Below are 16,434 nucleotides of genomic sequence, written 5' to 3'. Positions count from 1 at the left end.
CAGTATTTGTTGAAAAGCAATCGAAACAGGAAGGAAAAGTAATGATATGGATATTAAAGAATTGGAGGATCTATATTTATCTTATAAATCAGAACTCTTTGGATACCTTTTTAGAATATTGCATAACAAACAGGATGCCGAAGATTTGTTGCATGAATGCTTTATTCGGTTTATAAGAGCTTCCCTTGACTTGCCAAAAGATCGTATCAAATTTTATTTTTTGAGAATTGCCAAAAATCTTGCTATAGATGTATTAAGAAAACGAAAAAAGATGGCAGGATACTTTACACATAGGGAACTTATTTATTGTCACTGTGATACCATCGATTTTGAAATTCAAGAGGAAGTCGAGCGAATTCTTTTGATGATAAGTAATGACGAGCAAAGGACTGTACTCGAATTGCGCCTAGTCCAAGGATACTCCATAAAAGAAACAGCAAAAATTTTAAAAAAGAGCGAAGCTGCCGTGAAGTCGTCGCTGTACAGAGCTTCTAAACATATTAAATTAAGATATATTTCATGAACTGATTGGGAAGAACCTAATAAGCAGTAGGACTGACAGTATTCTTTTTGCTGAAAGAGCTTTTTTTCAAGCTCTGATCCTTAAATTTCTTTTTATTGATCCAACAAATACCTCTAGTTTATCTGTTATCTAGGGCGTGTATTCAAACTACAAAACAAAGTTAAATCGTGGTAAATTAAGAAGTATGAAGAGACGATACGAAATCCAAGATGATCAGTGGAAAAAGATTAAAGACGTGCTGCCACCGGAACGAAAAAAACAAGGAGGTCGACCTGGAACAGACAATCGGGTGATGCTCAACGCGATGTTGTGGGTCGCCCGGACAGGAGCGCCATGGCGCGATATGCCAGAGTATTATCCTTCTTGGTCCTCAGTGTACACCCGGTTCCGCCGCTGGCAAATCGCTGGCATTTGGGATCGAGTTTTAGAGCATGTTTCGATTGAACCTGACTTCGAAAGTGTAATGATTGATGCGACTATTGTTCGTGTTCATCAGCATGGAGCCGGGGCAAAAGGGGGCAGTATCTCCAGGCCATAGGAAGATCCCGAGGCGGACTGACCACTAAAATTCACGCTATTGTGGATGCTTTAGGCAACCCGTTGCGCTTAGAGTTGACGGCCGGACAACGTCACTACTCGGTCATGGGCTATGAAATGCTGAAGTCGATGGATTTAACCCAAAAGCAAGTTCTGGCCGATCGGGCATATGACACGAACCGGATTCTCCAACTCCTAGAAGAGCAAGAGGCGACTCCAGTGATTCCCAGCAAGAAAAACCGTCGAGTACAGCGAAAATGGGACAAAGCAATCTACAAAGAACGGCATTTAGTGGAGTGCTTTTTCAACAAAACCAAACACTACCGTCGCCTAGCGACTCGCTTTGATAAATTGACATGCACCTTCAAGGCTTTTTTGACGTTGGCCTCGATTATGATCTGGCTTGCTTAGGTTTGAATACACGCCCTAATACAATAAACCAAATTTTTTATGTCTAGAAGAGTGAAGGCAGAATAGTTAAGTCAAAACATTAAAAAGGTGGTCAAGTGACCACCTTAGTCTTCCCAATATCTAACCGTGAAAAATAACAAAGATAACAAAGTTAACTTGGCTACTGCAGATCCAGGAGAGCAAAGAACGTTTCGGGAGAAAACCGCATTGACATTAAAAAAAGATCATGGATGTATAAATCGATTACTTACTCGTTGAGATAACCTAATCGTTCCACCGTTGGCATGCAATACGGACTTTCAGTTCCGACCAGGGCCAGAGATTCTCTCCTTGGTTATTGCTTTCATTCTACTGCCCTCATTTTTTCAGTCCACGTAACTGTAGCCTATCCAAAGAATTTATTCTGAAGGTTAAAGAAGCTCTACTTGTTCTGGACGACGAGATACCAGTCGGACAAGATCCAGCGTAAGCATTGGAAGTGTCATACCTGCCGGATAAGCTAAATATCTTGCTTGCCATTCAGGTGAGAATTTTTCCTTGTAACGGCGCAATCCCTCAAATCCATACCAGTGCCCACCATATCGGAACACCAGCCGAGCTAATTTTTCTTCACGATGCGCATTCTGATTTTCACCCACACTGGAGAGCGGAGACATACCCAAATTGAAATAAGAATAACCTTGTTCTTTTGCCCATTCAATTATACGTACAAATAACACATCCATCGTTCCATTCGGTGTATCATTCAAATGGCGCATCAGATCAATTGAGATCACTTTATTTTGGTCATAAGCTGGAGCTAATGTTGCAAAAGCCAAAATGTGACCCTCAGCATTACGAAGCAAGGTTAAGGGAGAGCGTTGAATATACGCTTCGTTGAACCAACCTAAAGAATAAGCTTTTTCTTTACGATCGCCTAGCCACTCATTCGAAATCTGACGTAATTCAGACAGTAATTCTGAATGATAGGGTGGGGCAAGCACTTCAAATATTTGACCTTCACGATCTGATTTATTTTTAGCAGTTCGCAAGTTCTGCTTACTTTTCCCACTTAATGTGAATGTAGTTAGAGGAACCAAAGCTTCTTCGCCTAGTTTGAAGAATTTGTAACCATTCTCATGATAGATCGATAGATATTCAGGTGTTGCTTGATAAAAAACAACGGTTAATGCATACTGATCCGCATACCTCTGAAATTCTTGAATCGCAGCAGAGACAAGATTTTTATTACCAACTGGGTCGCCAAGTACAATTAATTTGTGACGCATTCGAGAATAGGGAATTAAAATTTGATCATTTTGCGCCCAATAAAAATTTTTGTCTCCTAGATAGAGAAGATGAGTCAAAAGATTACCGTCTTCTTTGGCAATAAATTGAGTTAATTTCTCTATACCCGCCTCATCTGGACGTATTCCTGTGTAGCGATGCGGGCGTAATGTGAATATAGATGCCATTAAAATTAAAGCACCGATTAATCCAACAAGAGCCGTCACTGCATATTCATGCGGGTTCAAAAACCATTGTTGAGCACGCATTGGTAGATGTCGCAAAATAGCTGGATGAATATGTGTACCAATAACGTAATACGATAACGATGAGATAAAAGCAAGGAACGCCCAAATCCAGATACTACGTAAAGAAATACTAGCACTTTCACTGTTAAATCGAGCCCGAGATATCCATAGCACCAATGCAACAATAAGTAAAATAATAGCTTCCTCGTAATCGAACCCTTTGGCAAATGTGAAGATAGCACCTGCTAACAACAATGCTCCCGTCCATATGTAAGCGCGACGAGTACGCATTGAAATACCACGTGATACGACAATAAGCATAATACCGATAGTCACAGATAACTGTTCTGAAAAACGCATAATAGGTAAAGATAACACATGTTCCATAAAACGTAGGCGAGCAATTAGGCCTGGGGTAGCCGCAGAAAGTAGTAATATGATACCACTGGTGAATACTAACTTTCCAAGCGCCCATGCTCCTAGATCACTAAGTAGACCGAAATGAGAAGGCCAGCCCCAGAATTTGACCCATGTGTTACGTGAAGCGTCCAGACTAGTTGTAATCATTTCACGCATTTGTTTACTGTTCGGACTCATCTCAAACGTAGCTAGCACAAGACCGATCAACCAAGGAACTACAAAGTAAAAAATGCGGAACAATAACAAAATCGTTAGTGCACGTGATGGATCAACACCTAATGTCTGAAGTCCAAGCAACACGATCAGATCAAATGCTCCAATACCACCTGGCGCCATACTAATAATCCCTGCAATTGCTGCTACAATATACACACCGAATACCGGGGCAAACGGTAAATGATTCAGATCATAAAAAGTGAATAACCAAAATAATGCCCCTGCACAAGCCCACTCTAGAACAGAGGAACCTAGAGAAGCGATGACTACTTTCCAAGGTAACTTGCCATCGCCCTTATGAAACCATTTGGCGAACAGGGAAGATCGTTGCATTAATAGGAAGAACGGTAAGTACAATGAAACTCCCCATACACCGATACGAAGCCAAGGAAGTTGTTCAAAAATAGGTTCTACAGGAAAAACACCGACCAGTACAAGACAGCCAAGTAAAGATAGACCGACTAATACGATAGGCGATAAAAAGAGTGCAGCAGCTCCCATTGTTTTCATAGGAACGCCACTTCTCTTATACAGTAATGTACGTAGTCCTAGACCGGTAAGACCAGCGAACCCAATCATATTATTAAATGTATTGGCTATCCATGCATATCGATAAGTCGTTTTCCAATTGATATCAAGCTTAAATTGTTTTCGTATTAAATAATCATAAGTACTCATTACAGATACCGCTATAAAAGAAGCAATGATCAATTGAATAACGACATGAACGGGCATCATGCGTAATTCATGAATAATTTTAGCTAAGTTAATATTCTGAATTTCGTGTCTTCCATATACATAGATAATGACTAAAACAGCTACAGGAATCAGTATCCTAATAATTTTAGCACGGTACAAAGCCATAAATAGCTGTAAAATTTTAAGCTTTCGAAGCAATTCTCTCATTGTGTCGTCGACTCCACCTTCGGACAAAATAATATCGATATTTTTAATACAAGACGGATTGTCAAACCAAATGCGACAGGACTTCTGTGAAAGATTCGTGAGCGGTCCTCCAATCCAGACATTTTCGGGGTCGGTGGTTAATTAGATCCAGTAAATGAAGGAGATCTTCATCCGTGACCCAAGCCATCAGTACTCTTGGGGAGGAACCCAGCAGTAAACCGTTAGCATTTTCATTCAAACCGCGTTGCTAGGACAAATAGCGTCAGCAAAATAAACTAGCAGGTTAAGTATAGCTTCCATATCCGCCTAGCAAGCAAACTACTTGGTTCAGTTAGCAGTGGCTGTGAATAAGCTGCCTGCGGGGTACTGTGTGATGATTACACCTAGCGCAATCTCTATGAACAACTCCGTACGATCGGCATTGTTGATGGGAGTATGCAAGCGGGTTTATGTTCAATTATTGTGGCTACGTACGCTTCATCCTTACCGTGGGCCAGATACGAGGATATTAGATGTAGTTTCATATGGGATTGTATTCTAAAAGAACTCAGAGAGAGGGCGAAATAAGAATAGATAGGCATAGTGTTAATTAGATTTATTAAGTTATTACTGACCATTTTGAACTTCTCTCTTTTTCTTTCAGAAAGCATAATAAAAAAAACTAAGGAATTAATGAGTATATTTCTAAAGAAAATCTAAAGAATTTGTATAACTAAGTAATAACTTGAAATGGAGATTCTTTCGCTAAGACTCTCCACCGTTAAAGTTGAACAGGGCTTCCTACGCAAGTGCTCCAGTTGCAAGCTCCATGATTAAGCTTCAGCGCCCCCCATCTCGGTTAAAAGACGGAATTCAGTGTGAAAGCTCTAACTACGCATGAAGAGTTGAATATATTCTTGACTGAATCGTATTCAATTTATTAATACTCGAATATTTTATTGTTTTTTGAATATAAAAAATCTTATTGCCAATAAATATAGTTATAAGCTAAAGGGAAGAACGATGATGCCCCTAAAATCAGATTCTTTGAAAATATATGATTTTGCTTCAGTGACACCTTTGGTTATCCATTATCAGCATGCGCATTCAATATACCCAACTGACTGGAAGTTTCTTTACCTAGATACGGATCCCGAAGAACTTGAAGAGTGCAGAATTGTTGTAAGAGAGTCATTACTTTGATGCGAAAATCGATACCTTGACGGAGACGATGCTGGAGCAGTCAAGTAAATAAGTTTACTAAGGAAACCGCAGAATGAATGACAGGAATGTCATACCTTGCGGTTTCTTTTATAAGATTCGCTTCTGCTGCCAGAAGTAGAGTATAGTAGGAGTAGTTGAAAATATATTCCAGGAGGCTACAGCCATGTCACAGGAGATCTGGATTAATCTGCCGGTCAAAGATGTTGAGAGGTCAACTGCCTTTTTCAATGAGATTGGATTACATGCGGCTAGCGTTGGTAACGAGAGAGCCAAGCTTGCTATAGGCCAAACAACGATTCTGCTGTTCCCGGATGCGGCGTTTGAGAAATTTACAGGTTCAAAAATCGCAGATACTTCCCATACCGCAGAAGTAATATTTTCCATTGGCGCTGAAAGCAGAGAAGAAGTAGATGCCTTTATTCAAAAAGTAGAGTTTGCCGGAGGAAACATCTTTGGCAAACCGAGTGAAATTGACGGCTGGATGTACGGCGCAGGATTTGCCGACCTGGACGGTCACCGCTGGAACCTGCTGTACATGGATGAGAGCAAAATGCCGAAACGCTAATATGAAAACACCGGTCACCTGCTTAAGGTCACCGGTGTTTTTTACACCCCCTATAATCTCATATCCGTAATTCAAATCAAAATCGTTGCTTAGAAGGAAAAATTCGTGGGTTAAATTTATACAAATCACCTGGGCTATCCCTAAGCTAAGGGATATATTAGATATTTTCAATCCTTTTGAAAATCTCGTTCGCTCAAGAGTAGAACTTGTGCATGGATTGACCCATTTGCTTAATAATGCGGGATTAGACCCTAATAATTTAAGTGCTTTTTCTTTAAGAACAGAAGTTATAAAAATCACGGCCAACTTTAACAGCTGGCCTGCGGAAGTAATAGATTTGTATCTAACAACTTCAAAAAACGTTCTAGAAGGTATGAAGGAGATTATTCAGTCTTTTGCTGACCCGAACACACAGCTGAAAAAATTGTTAAAGAAACGTGTGTGAAATACAATGCAAATGGAGGAAACAACTATAATGATTGTATTACAGTTTTGCCTATCATTATTATGGCAATAGCATTATACATTCATGAAGGACATCCTCAATTATCATATGCTTTAGGTACTTTTGGTCTAACGCTTGTACCCGTTGTATGCAGTAGAACATATCCGGATGACCGGCCAGAACCCGTTAATACTTGATGGTTGTTGGTCATTAAATATACGGAGGAATGTACGCACATAGAAGCTGTCGTTGGTGCATCTTGGTTCACTCCCATCCGTTAAAAATTTAGTCCAGAGCAATATCCTGACTCTCTCTCTTGGATATACTTTTTAATTGGAAGCAACCTTAGCACGGTGCAATACCGAACTGAGGTTGCTTCAGTTAACTAAGACATACTGCCGTTTACTTCAGATAGGTTCCCGTTTCTCCAATTCCACCGCTGCCATTCAATACATATACCCTTGCGTTTCCTTTGCCGGAGCATGTCAGGGTGATCTTGCCATCAGTAACGGTTTTGGAATTACCAGTCACCGCATCCACATAGGTTCCGTTCGGAATTCCGGTAAATGTGGCGTTTCCTGAAATCGTGACCAATGCAAAGCTGTCAATGCCTTTGGCGCTGTCGGTATATCTTCTCTTAAACGCCAGATTGCCCGTTACATTCTCTGTGGAATACTGTCCTTTTTGCAAGGCGGGAACAGCTCTTCTGATTAAATTAAGCTGTCTGATATGTTTGGCCAGAGGATGGTTGAGCGATTCCGCAAGCGTGCCGGTAGCATTTGTGTATTTGCCGTAATCTTGTACTGTAACATTGCCTTCCATGTGATCGCCGAAATATGCCCGTCCCGTTTTGCTTAGCGGTGCGTTTGGACCCGGATCAATGACAGCCCCCTTTTGGAATTCGATTTCGGAACCATAGAAGATAGCGGGTATTCCGCGGAAGGTGAACATCAGATCGAGATTCTCGGCCCAAGTGTCCTGTGTGCCCGCAAATCTTTGATTTTCCGGAGCCTGGTCGGGCGCATAGTCATGCGAGTCGATATAGGTTACATTCCAGGTAGCATCATTATAGTATTGATCGCCACTTCTCATATTGAATGCTTCCTGCGCGGTCTTGAATGCCCAATGCATCGGAAAATCAATCACATCCATGCCCGATTTCATTGAATAGTCAGGCGTATGATAGGTATTTCCGTTTAAGAGAGCATTGTTCGAGGTTGGCTGTCCTGCTGTAGTAGAGTTGTCCGCCCACTCTTGTTCAACCGACACTTTATTGGAGGCGTAATCATTCTTTCCATCGCCCGGATACGATTTCGAGCTTTTCCAAGTATAGAATGGCGTCGAGATCGCCGGAATTCCACTGTTCCAGACATCTCTGTAACGGGTGGCTACTTCTCCAAAAATATAGAAATCCGAGCCGCCTCTTGTCTTCCAGGCAGGAATATAGTATTTATTGAAAATATACCGGCTCACATGCTTCACCGTATCGACACGGAAAGCGTCAACACCCATGTCTATATAGTGATTGTAGGTATCAATTAAATATTCGTTAACTGCAGGGTTTTCCGTGTTCAAATCCACGCAATCTCCCGCTATCTGACCAGTTTGAACAGTATAGGATTCCCAGGAGAGGCTTTTCTCTGTATGGTAAATGTTATTGTTCGTTTCCGCGTTCTTCATTAAAGCGAGCCTTGCCTGATACTGCTGATCGGGTGTCATAGTATCATAGTTTGACGGCAGCTTATCCGTAGTTTTCACCAAGTTGTTAGCCGTATCCGGTTTAGCCGGATCTTTCTTGAACATGGGGTACAGATTCTCTTCACCGAAATTACCGGTATGATTGACAACGATGTCTTGAATAACCTTCAGCCCTTTGGCATGGGCCGCATTGATCAAATCCTGGTAAGAAGCTCCCGCCGATTCATATCTTGGGTCTACTTTGGCGAAATTTATTGCATGGTAACCATGATAATCATAACCGCTGGCATTCTGCACAACAGGTGTAATCCAGACGGCGCTGAATCCGAGGGCTTTGATATAATCGAGCTTTTGAATCAGCCCCTTAAAGTCCCCTCTCCAAGCCGGGTCCGAATCCGGATTACGCGCCTTGGCATCATCCCATGCGTGCATGTTGTTGCTCGGATCACCGTCATAGAACCGGGAAGTAATCACGAAGTAAATAGTATCTTCCCGAAAATCACCTTTATTTCCAATATTATAAACAAAGCTTTGTTTGGTTTGATTGCCAGCGCCGTCTATAACGAGAAATTTTAATGTCGTGGTCTTGGAAATAAGGATGGACGGTCCGGTCAATCCGGCCATAGCGTTGCCGAGGATATATACTTTCGAGCTTATGGTTGGTTCCGTACCATCGTCCGTGTAGTATGCCTTGGTCGTTGCCGCCTTGTTATCATTTAGGTTGAAGGATACAGTCACCGAGGAATCGGAATGTCTGGTAGGCAAATTCGCTGTGATTGTCGGAGCTTGCAGATCTGAATTCAGGTCAATCATATAAGCGAAAGAGGATGCATTTCCAGTTTGACCGATTGAGTTGACACCGAAGGCCTTAATGGTCAAAGAGGAAGCAACTTGGATTGGAGAGGTATACAAGGTAGAGGATGTCGTAGGTGTCGAGCCGTCTATCGTATAGTAAATCTTATCGTCACTGTTGGTGCTGGAAAGCGTCACCGATTGGGACGAATCATATGTTTTGGGTACAGGAGAGGCGGAAATCGCCGGAATTTTAGGCATTTCCGGGCTGGTATCATACCATGTGTTATCTGTGTAATACCAGCCCTCTTTCACACTGCGGGACAAGTCGGCCGTCTGTTTGCCGCTACCGTCATTAAAGATGAGACTTGAGCCTGTGGCCTCGGCAATGGTGTAGCTGTACCAGTCGTTTCCATCCGACTTCATCAGGATTCCCGGCCACGCTCCGCTTATCGGAACGGTTGTCGGATTCAGATTCCAGTAATGGATTCGAATCGCTGAATTCCAGCTTGAAGGTTTCTTAAAGTGAACCGTTAACCCAGTTTGAGTTGATTTAGGTATTGTGGTAGGTGCATACGTTGCGGTAACGGTAGACGTGATCGAAGCGGTTGTAGAGGGAAGGGTAGTCGCTGTGGAATTCGTGTAGGTGGCTGTATAATCGGTGCTACTGGCCGAAGCTACGCCGGGTAAACCGAAGAAGTTGAAGCAAAGCGACAAAATAATCAACCAAGAAATAAAACTCCCAGTTTTTTTTCCTAGCAAGTTAACAACCTCCTGATAATATTTAGTGGAATAAATAATGCAACCGGTTGCATTAAAAATAAAAAAAAGAAAACATTTATTTTGATAAAATGGATTCTTTGATCGCCTCCTCCGTGGTATATATGGAAAATAATCATTGTACGCGCTTACAAAAGAAATTATGAGAAAAGCCCATTCACGCATGGCTCTATACCAATGATTTTTTCCTTTTATGATTATATCATCCATACTTTTACTGGTCAATGAATTGCTAGGAACATATTTCAAACCTAAGCTAGCCTGTTCATAATTGAAGCCAACGTCCAAAAAGCCTTGAAAGGCACATGTTAATGTATCAAAGCGAGTCGCTAAGCAGATGTCAATAAGCAGTATATGGTCAGGAAAGAAAATAGAAAACGCGAGCGTGAGTATCCTAAGGTGGAATGGACAGCAATATAAGCTTGAACTTGAAGCTGAACCGGGGATGATTCCTTCAAACGTAATACTTGTTGTCTGACTTCCCTTCATTAAAGTTGGTTCCTGAGTTATAAACCGATTGGAGTTACATGACCCCTTTCCTGTATTGGTATCTTTAAAGTAATTGAAGCAGGAAAATGCTAACCATCCGCAAACATATGGGTTAAACAGGGGATTTATTAAATACCTGATTATATTCAGCTGCGCATCGGTGATCGCCAGCTTTGAATAGATTTCCAGCGATTTTATTCATGGCCGAATGCATCATCAAAAAAAACAGCCACTACAGGGCTGCTTTTGGTACTATGGGCTAATTGCTCGTGTATTTTACCCAATCATATTCAGCGTATAGCGGATTCGCTCCATTATACGAACCTAGCCAGTCGTCAACGCCAGTGCCATTCCATAAATTCATCATAATCTTGCCTGGCGTGCTTGGTATGTTTGTAGTTGCCGTATGCTTTAGAACCCCGTCAACATACCACTTAATGTATCCTGGCTGCCAATCGAATGCATAGGTGTGAAAGCCTTTTGATGCATCGAAGCCCAGATCTACAATCTTCTCGTGACCACCGACCCCGTTTGTATAATAGTTGAATTGCACTTTTGTCGTGTCTTTGCCTAAAAATTCAATATCTATTTCATCCCATTGCGTGCCATCAGTAGGTCCCGTATACGTGAAAAAGGAAGATACGATTCCTGTATTTTTAGTAGGATTCATGCTGACCTCGTATAAGCCGTATCCGTAAGTGTTCGTCGATCGATACTCTCCGCAGTCAAATTTATTGTATGCAGAACTCGTTAAGCCAAGCTTCATTTTGCCATCGTTAGTAAAATTGACATTATTGGCACGCCAAGTGCAATTAAACATGTTCCCATTTGAATATCCATCCGCCTTTTCCCATGCACCTGAATTAAAGTAATTAAGTGGTTCCCAAAAAACATACCCCGCAGAAGCGTTTACCGTAAACAACAAAGAGACAATTCCAGTTGCCAGTAAAGTAAACCAAGATTTCTTCTTCATTTTACACCTCCATAAAAGATTGACCAAACATGAAAGAAATGGCTGACAATGATACATTATTTCAAGTATTGGCCAACTTACCGGACAGATATAAAACGCTTCCATATTTGGTATCTTCATTGTAGTCTAAAATTGAGGCGTACACTATAGCAAACTTAACGCTCGAAACATAATTTTAAAAAAACTAAATTTTATCAAGTTGTGATTTAAAAATGCACCGCTGGGCCGCTACTCACGCCGATAACTAGAGCGCCTACGTCGGGCGAGAGCAACCCGGCCAAAGCGCTCTATGTTCCTGTCGTTCGTTTCACGCAGCAGAAGCCAAAAAACAATCGAATCCGCCGCCGCTGCCCAGATCGAGAACAACTTCTCCTGCTTTCAGTTCTGCAATAGCTTGTGGGTTACCATAGCCAAGTCCAAGATTTGTTCCTTGAGGGACAGCTGTTAACTCCTCAGTCGAATAACCCATTTGTGATGAGAGGCTATCCGCATCTGACGGAGCTCCACAGCAGCTGCCTGCTGCGGGGGGGGGATTGACTTCCTTAACAGCAATCTGTTGGTAATGGTTCCGTACATTTTGGCGGATTTCATCATTCGTCAGTTTATTCATATCAAAACACTCCTTTAATTTGAATGGGATAGGTGGAGCAGAATTTGAATGCTTCTTATGTTTGTTAGCAGCAAGGCGCACAATTGAGTGAATTGGAAAAAGATAAATATAAGCCGTCAATAGAAACCTTAATCGCCCTAAAACTAAACTTTAATGTTAATTTGGAGTGGCTGCTAATGGAGGAGTATGTAAGTTCCGATAATGGGTTATTTTGTGTGCTATTAGATAATCTTGAATCAAACTTATCTCAGGATTTCGAAAGTTAGACCTGATCGACTATTATTAATTTTGGATATGGAAATCGATTTTCAAATGCTAATATGTGTTGTAGAATACAGTACATCCTTCTGTGACTAATAATTATAAAACCAGTAAATAAAAAGATTTATATCTAAAATAAAATAGTTGTCTACGGACAGTGAAGTTGTGCACTAAAATTAATGACAGAAAATAAGATTATTTCTATAATGTAACACACCTGTTGATTAACCACTAAATGGTAGAAAAAGTCTATCACGATCCCATTCATCCTTCAATCTATTCTGACACCGGAAGAAGTGCAAAGCGTTGCCAAGGGAGCAGATTATGAAGACAAAGCCCGTAAATTCACAGTAACCCACTTACTTCAATACTGGTGTGTAGCTGCCTTAGAACAATGGGACAGTTATCGTTCCGGTGTGGACCATGCCGCTCGCAGTGGCTTACCTAAGATTCATTATTCGTGTTTTTCCACCAAAGCGGCCGAAATCCCCTTTGCTATATTTAAGGAGCTTTTCATCGGGTCATTCACAAGTGTAGCCGAGAAACACGCCGAAAACTTACGTTTCCCAAAGAATTACTCCTGATCGATTCGACCACCATGACGGTGGGAAAAACACGACTGCCCTGGGCTCCTTATCACGGGGAGCGCGCAGGTATTAAACTTCATGTCGCTTTACGAGTCCAAAATGGGCAACCCCTTCAGGTGGTCGAAACGCTGGTTCCAAACATGATGGCCTCGTGAGCGAAGCGTTGGCTCAACCGGACTACATTGTGGTCAGTACAAGTTGAAAGAGATTAGTGATGATATTTATTCGGTGTATAAAAGACCAGATATTCCATATCATGAATTCGGGGTCCTCCGATGTCATTAGACTATTTTTAGAATTTTTTATGCATTTTGTTTGCCAGTAGGGGAAATATCGGAGGGAATCGTTTAACTAGACCTGCTTCTAAGTGTGAGTTCACCCCCTGCGTCCGTCACTGTTGGTATGAATAGTACAGTTTGCGTCAGGAAGCCAAAGTAACTATTTTATCAACTACCGTTGTAGGGTATCCGGTTCCATGTGGATTTTTTTTGGTTTTCAAATTGCCCGGATCCAACAGGTTCACGAGTATGCCATTCTTCGCTTCTTCCACGGCCACGGTTCTCATCTCATATCAAATACTCCGTTTCGATTATTTTCATAAGATAAACACCTTTAGATTAAATACCACATTGTTAGTACAATCTCAAAATATCCAGAATCACAATAACCAATAAACGAGTTAATGTTATCAATTCAACAAATCGTCTAGTGTTTGTTTAAATGATGTGGGAAGAGGAGGATCGTATGGTCGGAGTAAGAACAATAGAAGAACCAAATATACGATAGACCTCATCAAGAAGAGTTTCCTTGCTCTGTTGGAAACGAGAAAATTGCCTCAAATAACGGTCACCGAAATATGCAAACAAGCTGACATTAACCACAGGACCTTCTATCTTTACTACAAAGATCCTTATGAATTATTTGAAGTGCTGCAAAAGGAATTTAACCAAGAAAATTGGATACATTGCAAAATGATCAAAGTCCTACACGGTAAATGGGTCGTTAATCAAGCTATTGAACATAATCCAAGAGAAGAAAACGATCTACTGTTGATTTGTTTTGATGCAGAGGAAGAGATTAGCTTTGTGACTTCCGTCGAAACACATCTGCTACCTCAACAATTAGTTTGTTTCTGGCAGTACATTACTGTGCGAGGGAAGAAACTTCGTATCTTATTTGAAGCAGGGAGTGAATCAAAAAAATCCTCATTGAAGCTCATGTGCCTCCAGAAACGAATATAGAAGCTAAATTCACGGCGGGTGTCGTGATTCTAAACGGAGGACGGCAACGTCGATATTGTTGGGACATTCGGAGAGGTGGCCGGGATTACAGAATCCTCCAACGTGCAGATAAAGCTAAGTACGGATATCCGGCTGACGGGAGGAAGCGCTACATTGGGCTGGCTGGAAAGGTCTCGCTGTCATCCTGTTTGCATTCGGCAACCCAACGGTACAGCGTGTTTGCGGAAATCCCAAGCTCACGCGCCACTTGCGCAACAGCTTTCCCTGTTTCTTGAATCATTTGAACGCTGAACTTTGAATGCTTTATCATATTTTTTGCTCATTTGGACACCTCGAATGAATTTGATTTTATTCTCGAATTCTCGTTTCTTGGTGTCCACTTTTTAGTTTTGCGTCATCTTGAACTCTACAAGCCTACTCGCTATTTTCATGCTGTGTTTGCGAATGAGAAATCATGATTGTGTATATTGTGTATATAGACAGAAAAAAGTGGTTTAGTAGATTACAGACAACCCACTGAGAAATGAGTGACCGGAATAAGAAAGACGTATTTTTAAAGCTGAATTTAAAGAGCAGAGGATTCAATTTAATATCAGATCGGAACCCGAGAATCAAAGAATAGATTTAACACCGTCTTCCTTGAGAAATTAGGTAAACCAGTGTAAAAATCCAGATTATTCAAGAAAAAATAAAAGCGATTCCCAGAAGGAGGGGAATTTATAAAGCGTTTTCAATTATAGATGATATGTTAAAGGTTAGTAGAAAAAAATAAATCAATAATTTAACAATTCGACAATTTTAACGTTACTTCGACAAAAATATGATGTTATGATATGGATGTTGGTAAATTAATGTTTTTACGTTTTGTGTTGACAAGGTTCGTATTACAAATTAGCACATAAAGCGAGGCGTAAATATGGAACATACTGAAAAAACATTGTATCCGTTAACACAAGCACAACAACGAATCTGGTATACCGAAATGCTGAATCCGAATACGGCTTCCTGTCTTCTTTCGGGCACGATTAAATTCACGGTTCCTATAAATCTTTATTTATTACAGCATGTTATTGAAACAGTCATTAAGCGGCACACTGCTTTCCGCATAAAGCTGATGACTGAGCGGGAGGAAACGAAGCAATATATCGGTCCTCTTACATATAATACAATAGTTCATGTGGAGATACCGGAAGAAAACTATGAACAGTATGTGGACAGTTGGCTCGATATTCATAATAGAGAACCTCTCAAACTCTATGATTCTGATTTATACCAATTCATAATTTTTAAAATTAAAGACAAATGCTTTGGTTACAACATCAAAATTCATCATATAATATCCGACGGAATCAGTCTGGCTAATCTGGTAAACGAAATTACAAAAACCTACACGGATATTAAAGAGGGTCAATTCCCACCCTCGTCGAATGCAGGCTCTTACATCGATTACATATTTACTGAAAAAAATTATGAACAATCGGAACGTTATCAAAAAGATAAAGCGTTTTGGTTGGAGCAGTTTCAAACGTTACCGGTTCTAACCGAACTCAAACCACACAATTCATTACTGACAAGTACCAAGGGTGAACGAAAATATTTTGATATTGATGCCGAATTATATCAACGTATTAAGCTGTTTTCGGATCAATATAAAATCAGTATGTTTACGTTTTTCCTAAGCGCATTCTACGTATACATGAATAAAATGACGCACGAAAGCGATATGGTGGTTGGAACCAATTATGTGAATCGCTCTACGAGAGAGGAAAAAGAAACTCTCGGAATGTATGTGAGCACCACAGCTGTAAGAATATTTGTAGACCCTCAGGAAGAAGTACTTTCCTTTCTTCAAAAGGTATCTAAGTTGCAGTCCAAAATTTTACGTCATCAAAAATATCCATATAACCAGCTCATCAAGGATATTCGTGAGTTGCATACAGCTCAGGACATTCAAAGGTTGTTTGGAACGGCAATGGAGTATAGACCACTGACCGTGCAGGAAATCGACGGGGCTCCGTTAATTGCTTATACGAATTTTTGTGGGGATGAGGTCAACGATTTGTTGATTCATGTCGTCGAAAAAATAGATAAGCATGCGATGGAAATATACGTCGATTATCGTACAGAGTTGTTTAACGGTGAGGAAATTTCATCCATCATGTCTTATCTACTGAACATTGCGCGTGGAATGTCAGGTTCTCCGAATTGTACTATAGCCGAATTATCCATGATGAATGAAGACGAAGTAAAGGCAACGCTCTAT

The 16,434-nt window shown here is 40.9% G+C and carries 11 protein-coding genes and 2 pseudogenes; 7 read left to right on the top strand and 6 right to left on the bottom strand.

Translation table 11 applies throughout. The features are described from left to right. Positions 1 to 46 precede the first annotated feature (46 nt). Positions 47 to 523, top strand: a complete 477-nt coding sequence (locus QMK20_RS22765; protein WP_283653434.1) for an RNA polymerase sigma factor — start codon at positions 47 to 49, stop codon at positions 521 to 523. Between the two features lie 184 nt (positions 524 to 707). Beyond that, a protein-coding gene (locus tag QMK20_RS22760; RefSeq protein ID WP_283653433.1) for an IS5 family transposase occupies positions 708 to 1,471 on the top strand; the annotation gives its coding sequence in 2 pieces (ribosomal slippage) (positions 708 to 1,047 and positions 1,047 to 1,471; 765 coding nt in all). Between the two features lie 410 nt (positions 1,472 to 1,881). Here the strand turns inward: QMK20_RS22760 and mprF are convergent. Further along, positions 1,882 to 4,527 carry a bifunctional lysylphosphatidylglycerol flippase/synthetase MprF gene (gene mprF / locus QMK20_RS22755; protein ID WP_283653432.1) on the bottom strand — a complete coding sequence of 882 codons (2,646 nt, stop codon included), beginning with the start codon at positions 4,525 to 4,527 and terminating at the stop codon, positions 1,882 to 1,884. Between the two features lie 1,366 nt (positions 4,528 to 5,893). On the opposite strand from mprF, the gene QMK20_RS22750 reads away from it, so the two are divergent. Both QMK20_RS22750 and QMK20_RS22745 read left to right on the top strand, forming a co-directional pair. Continuing rightward, entirely contained in the window at positions 5,894 to 6,295 is a 402-nt protein-coding gene (locus QMK20_RS22750; RefSeq protein WP_028541752.1) for a VOC family protein, read from the top strand. A gap of 208 nt (positions 6,296 to 6,503) precedes the next feature. Beyond that, positions 6,504 to 6,740: a hypothetical protein gene (locus QMK20_RS22745; protein WP_254349036.1), complete on the top strand. Its 237-nt coding sequence runs from the start codon at positions 6,504 to 6,506 to the stop codon at positions 6,738 to 6,740. A gap of 402 nt (positions 6,741 to 7,142) precedes the next feature. Here the strand turns inward: QMK20_RS22745 and QMK20_RS22740 are convergent, their stop codons facing one another. The 3 genes and pseudogenes from QMK20_RS22740 to arsM form a co-directional block, all read right to left on the bottom strand. Then, entirely contained in the window at positions 7,143 to 9,992 is a 2,850-nt protein-coding gene (locus tag QMK20_RS22740) for an alpha-amylase family glycosyl hydrolase (RefSeq protein WP_283653431.1), read from the bottom strand. A gap of 766 nt (positions 9,993 to 10,758) precedes the next feature. After that, the gene (bglS, locus tag QMK20_RS22735) at positions 10,759 to 11,472 is read right to left on the bottom strand and encodes a beta-glucanase (protein ID WP_283653430.1); all 714 of its coding nucleotides are present in this window, start codon (positions 11,470 to 11,472) and stop codon (positions 10,759 to 10,761) included. Between the two features lie 316 nt (positions 11,473 to 11,788). After that, positions 11,789 to 12,082: pseudogene (gene arsM, locus QMK20_RS22730) on the bottom strand (arsenite methyltransferase); the annotation flags it as partial. 859 nt (positions 12,083 to 12,941) lie between these two features. On the opposite strand from arsM, the gene QMK20_RS27795 reads away from it, so the two are divergent. Continuing rightward, the gene (locus tag QMK20_RS27795) at positions 12,942 to 13,085 is read left to right on the top strand and encodes a hypothetical protein (protein ID WP_404521949.1); all 144 of its coding nucleotides are present in this window, start codon (positions 12,942 to 12,944) and stop codon (positions 13,083 to 13,085) included. A gap of 266 nt (positions 13,086 to 13,351) precedes the next feature. Here QMK20_RS27795 and QMK20_RS22725 read toward each other — a convergent pair whose 3' ends face one another. Further along, entirely contained in the window at positions 13,352 to 13,495 is a 144-nt protein-coding gene (locus QMK20_RS22725) for a hypothetical protein (protein ID WP_283653429.1), read from the bottom strand. A 250-nt stretch (positions 13,496 to 13,745) separates the two neighbouring features. Between QMK20_RS22725 and QMK20_RS22720 the strand changes: the two genes are divergently transcribed. Next, complete coding sequence (locus QMK20_RS22720; protein WP_283653428.1) at positions 13,746 to 14,171, top strand: TetR/AcrR family transcriptional regulator; 426 nt, start codon at positions 13,746 to 13,748, stop codon at positions 14,169 to 14,171. Between the two features lie 148 nt (positions 14,172 to 14,319). On the opposite strand, the gene QMK20_RS27790 is transcribed toward QMK20_RS22720, so the two are convergent. Next, positions 14,320 to 14,451: a transposase gene (locus tag QMK20_RS27790; protein ID WP_404559674.1), complete on the bottom strand. Its 132-nt coding sequence runs from the start codon at positions 14,449 to 14,451 to the stop codon at positions 14,320 to 14,322. A gap of 636 nt (positions 14,452 to 15,087) precedes the next feature. Here QMK20_RS27790 and QMK20_RS27785 point away from each other — a divergent pair. After that, positions 15,088 to 16,410 (top strand): annotated as a pseudogene (locus QMK20_RS27785) (condensation domain-containing protein); the annotation flags it as partial. Between the last annotated feature and the right edge of the window lie 24 nt (positions 16,411 to 16,434).

Origin of the sequence: Paenibacillus sp. RC334, from assembly GCF_030034735.1 — a bacterium.
Classification (GTDB): Bacteria; Bacillota; Bacilli; order Paenibacillales; family Paenibacillaceae; genus Paenibacillus; species Paenibacillus terrae_A.
The sequence above is the reverse complement of the archived record's forward strand: the minus strand, read 5'-3'. Positions and strand labels throughout refer to the sequence as shown.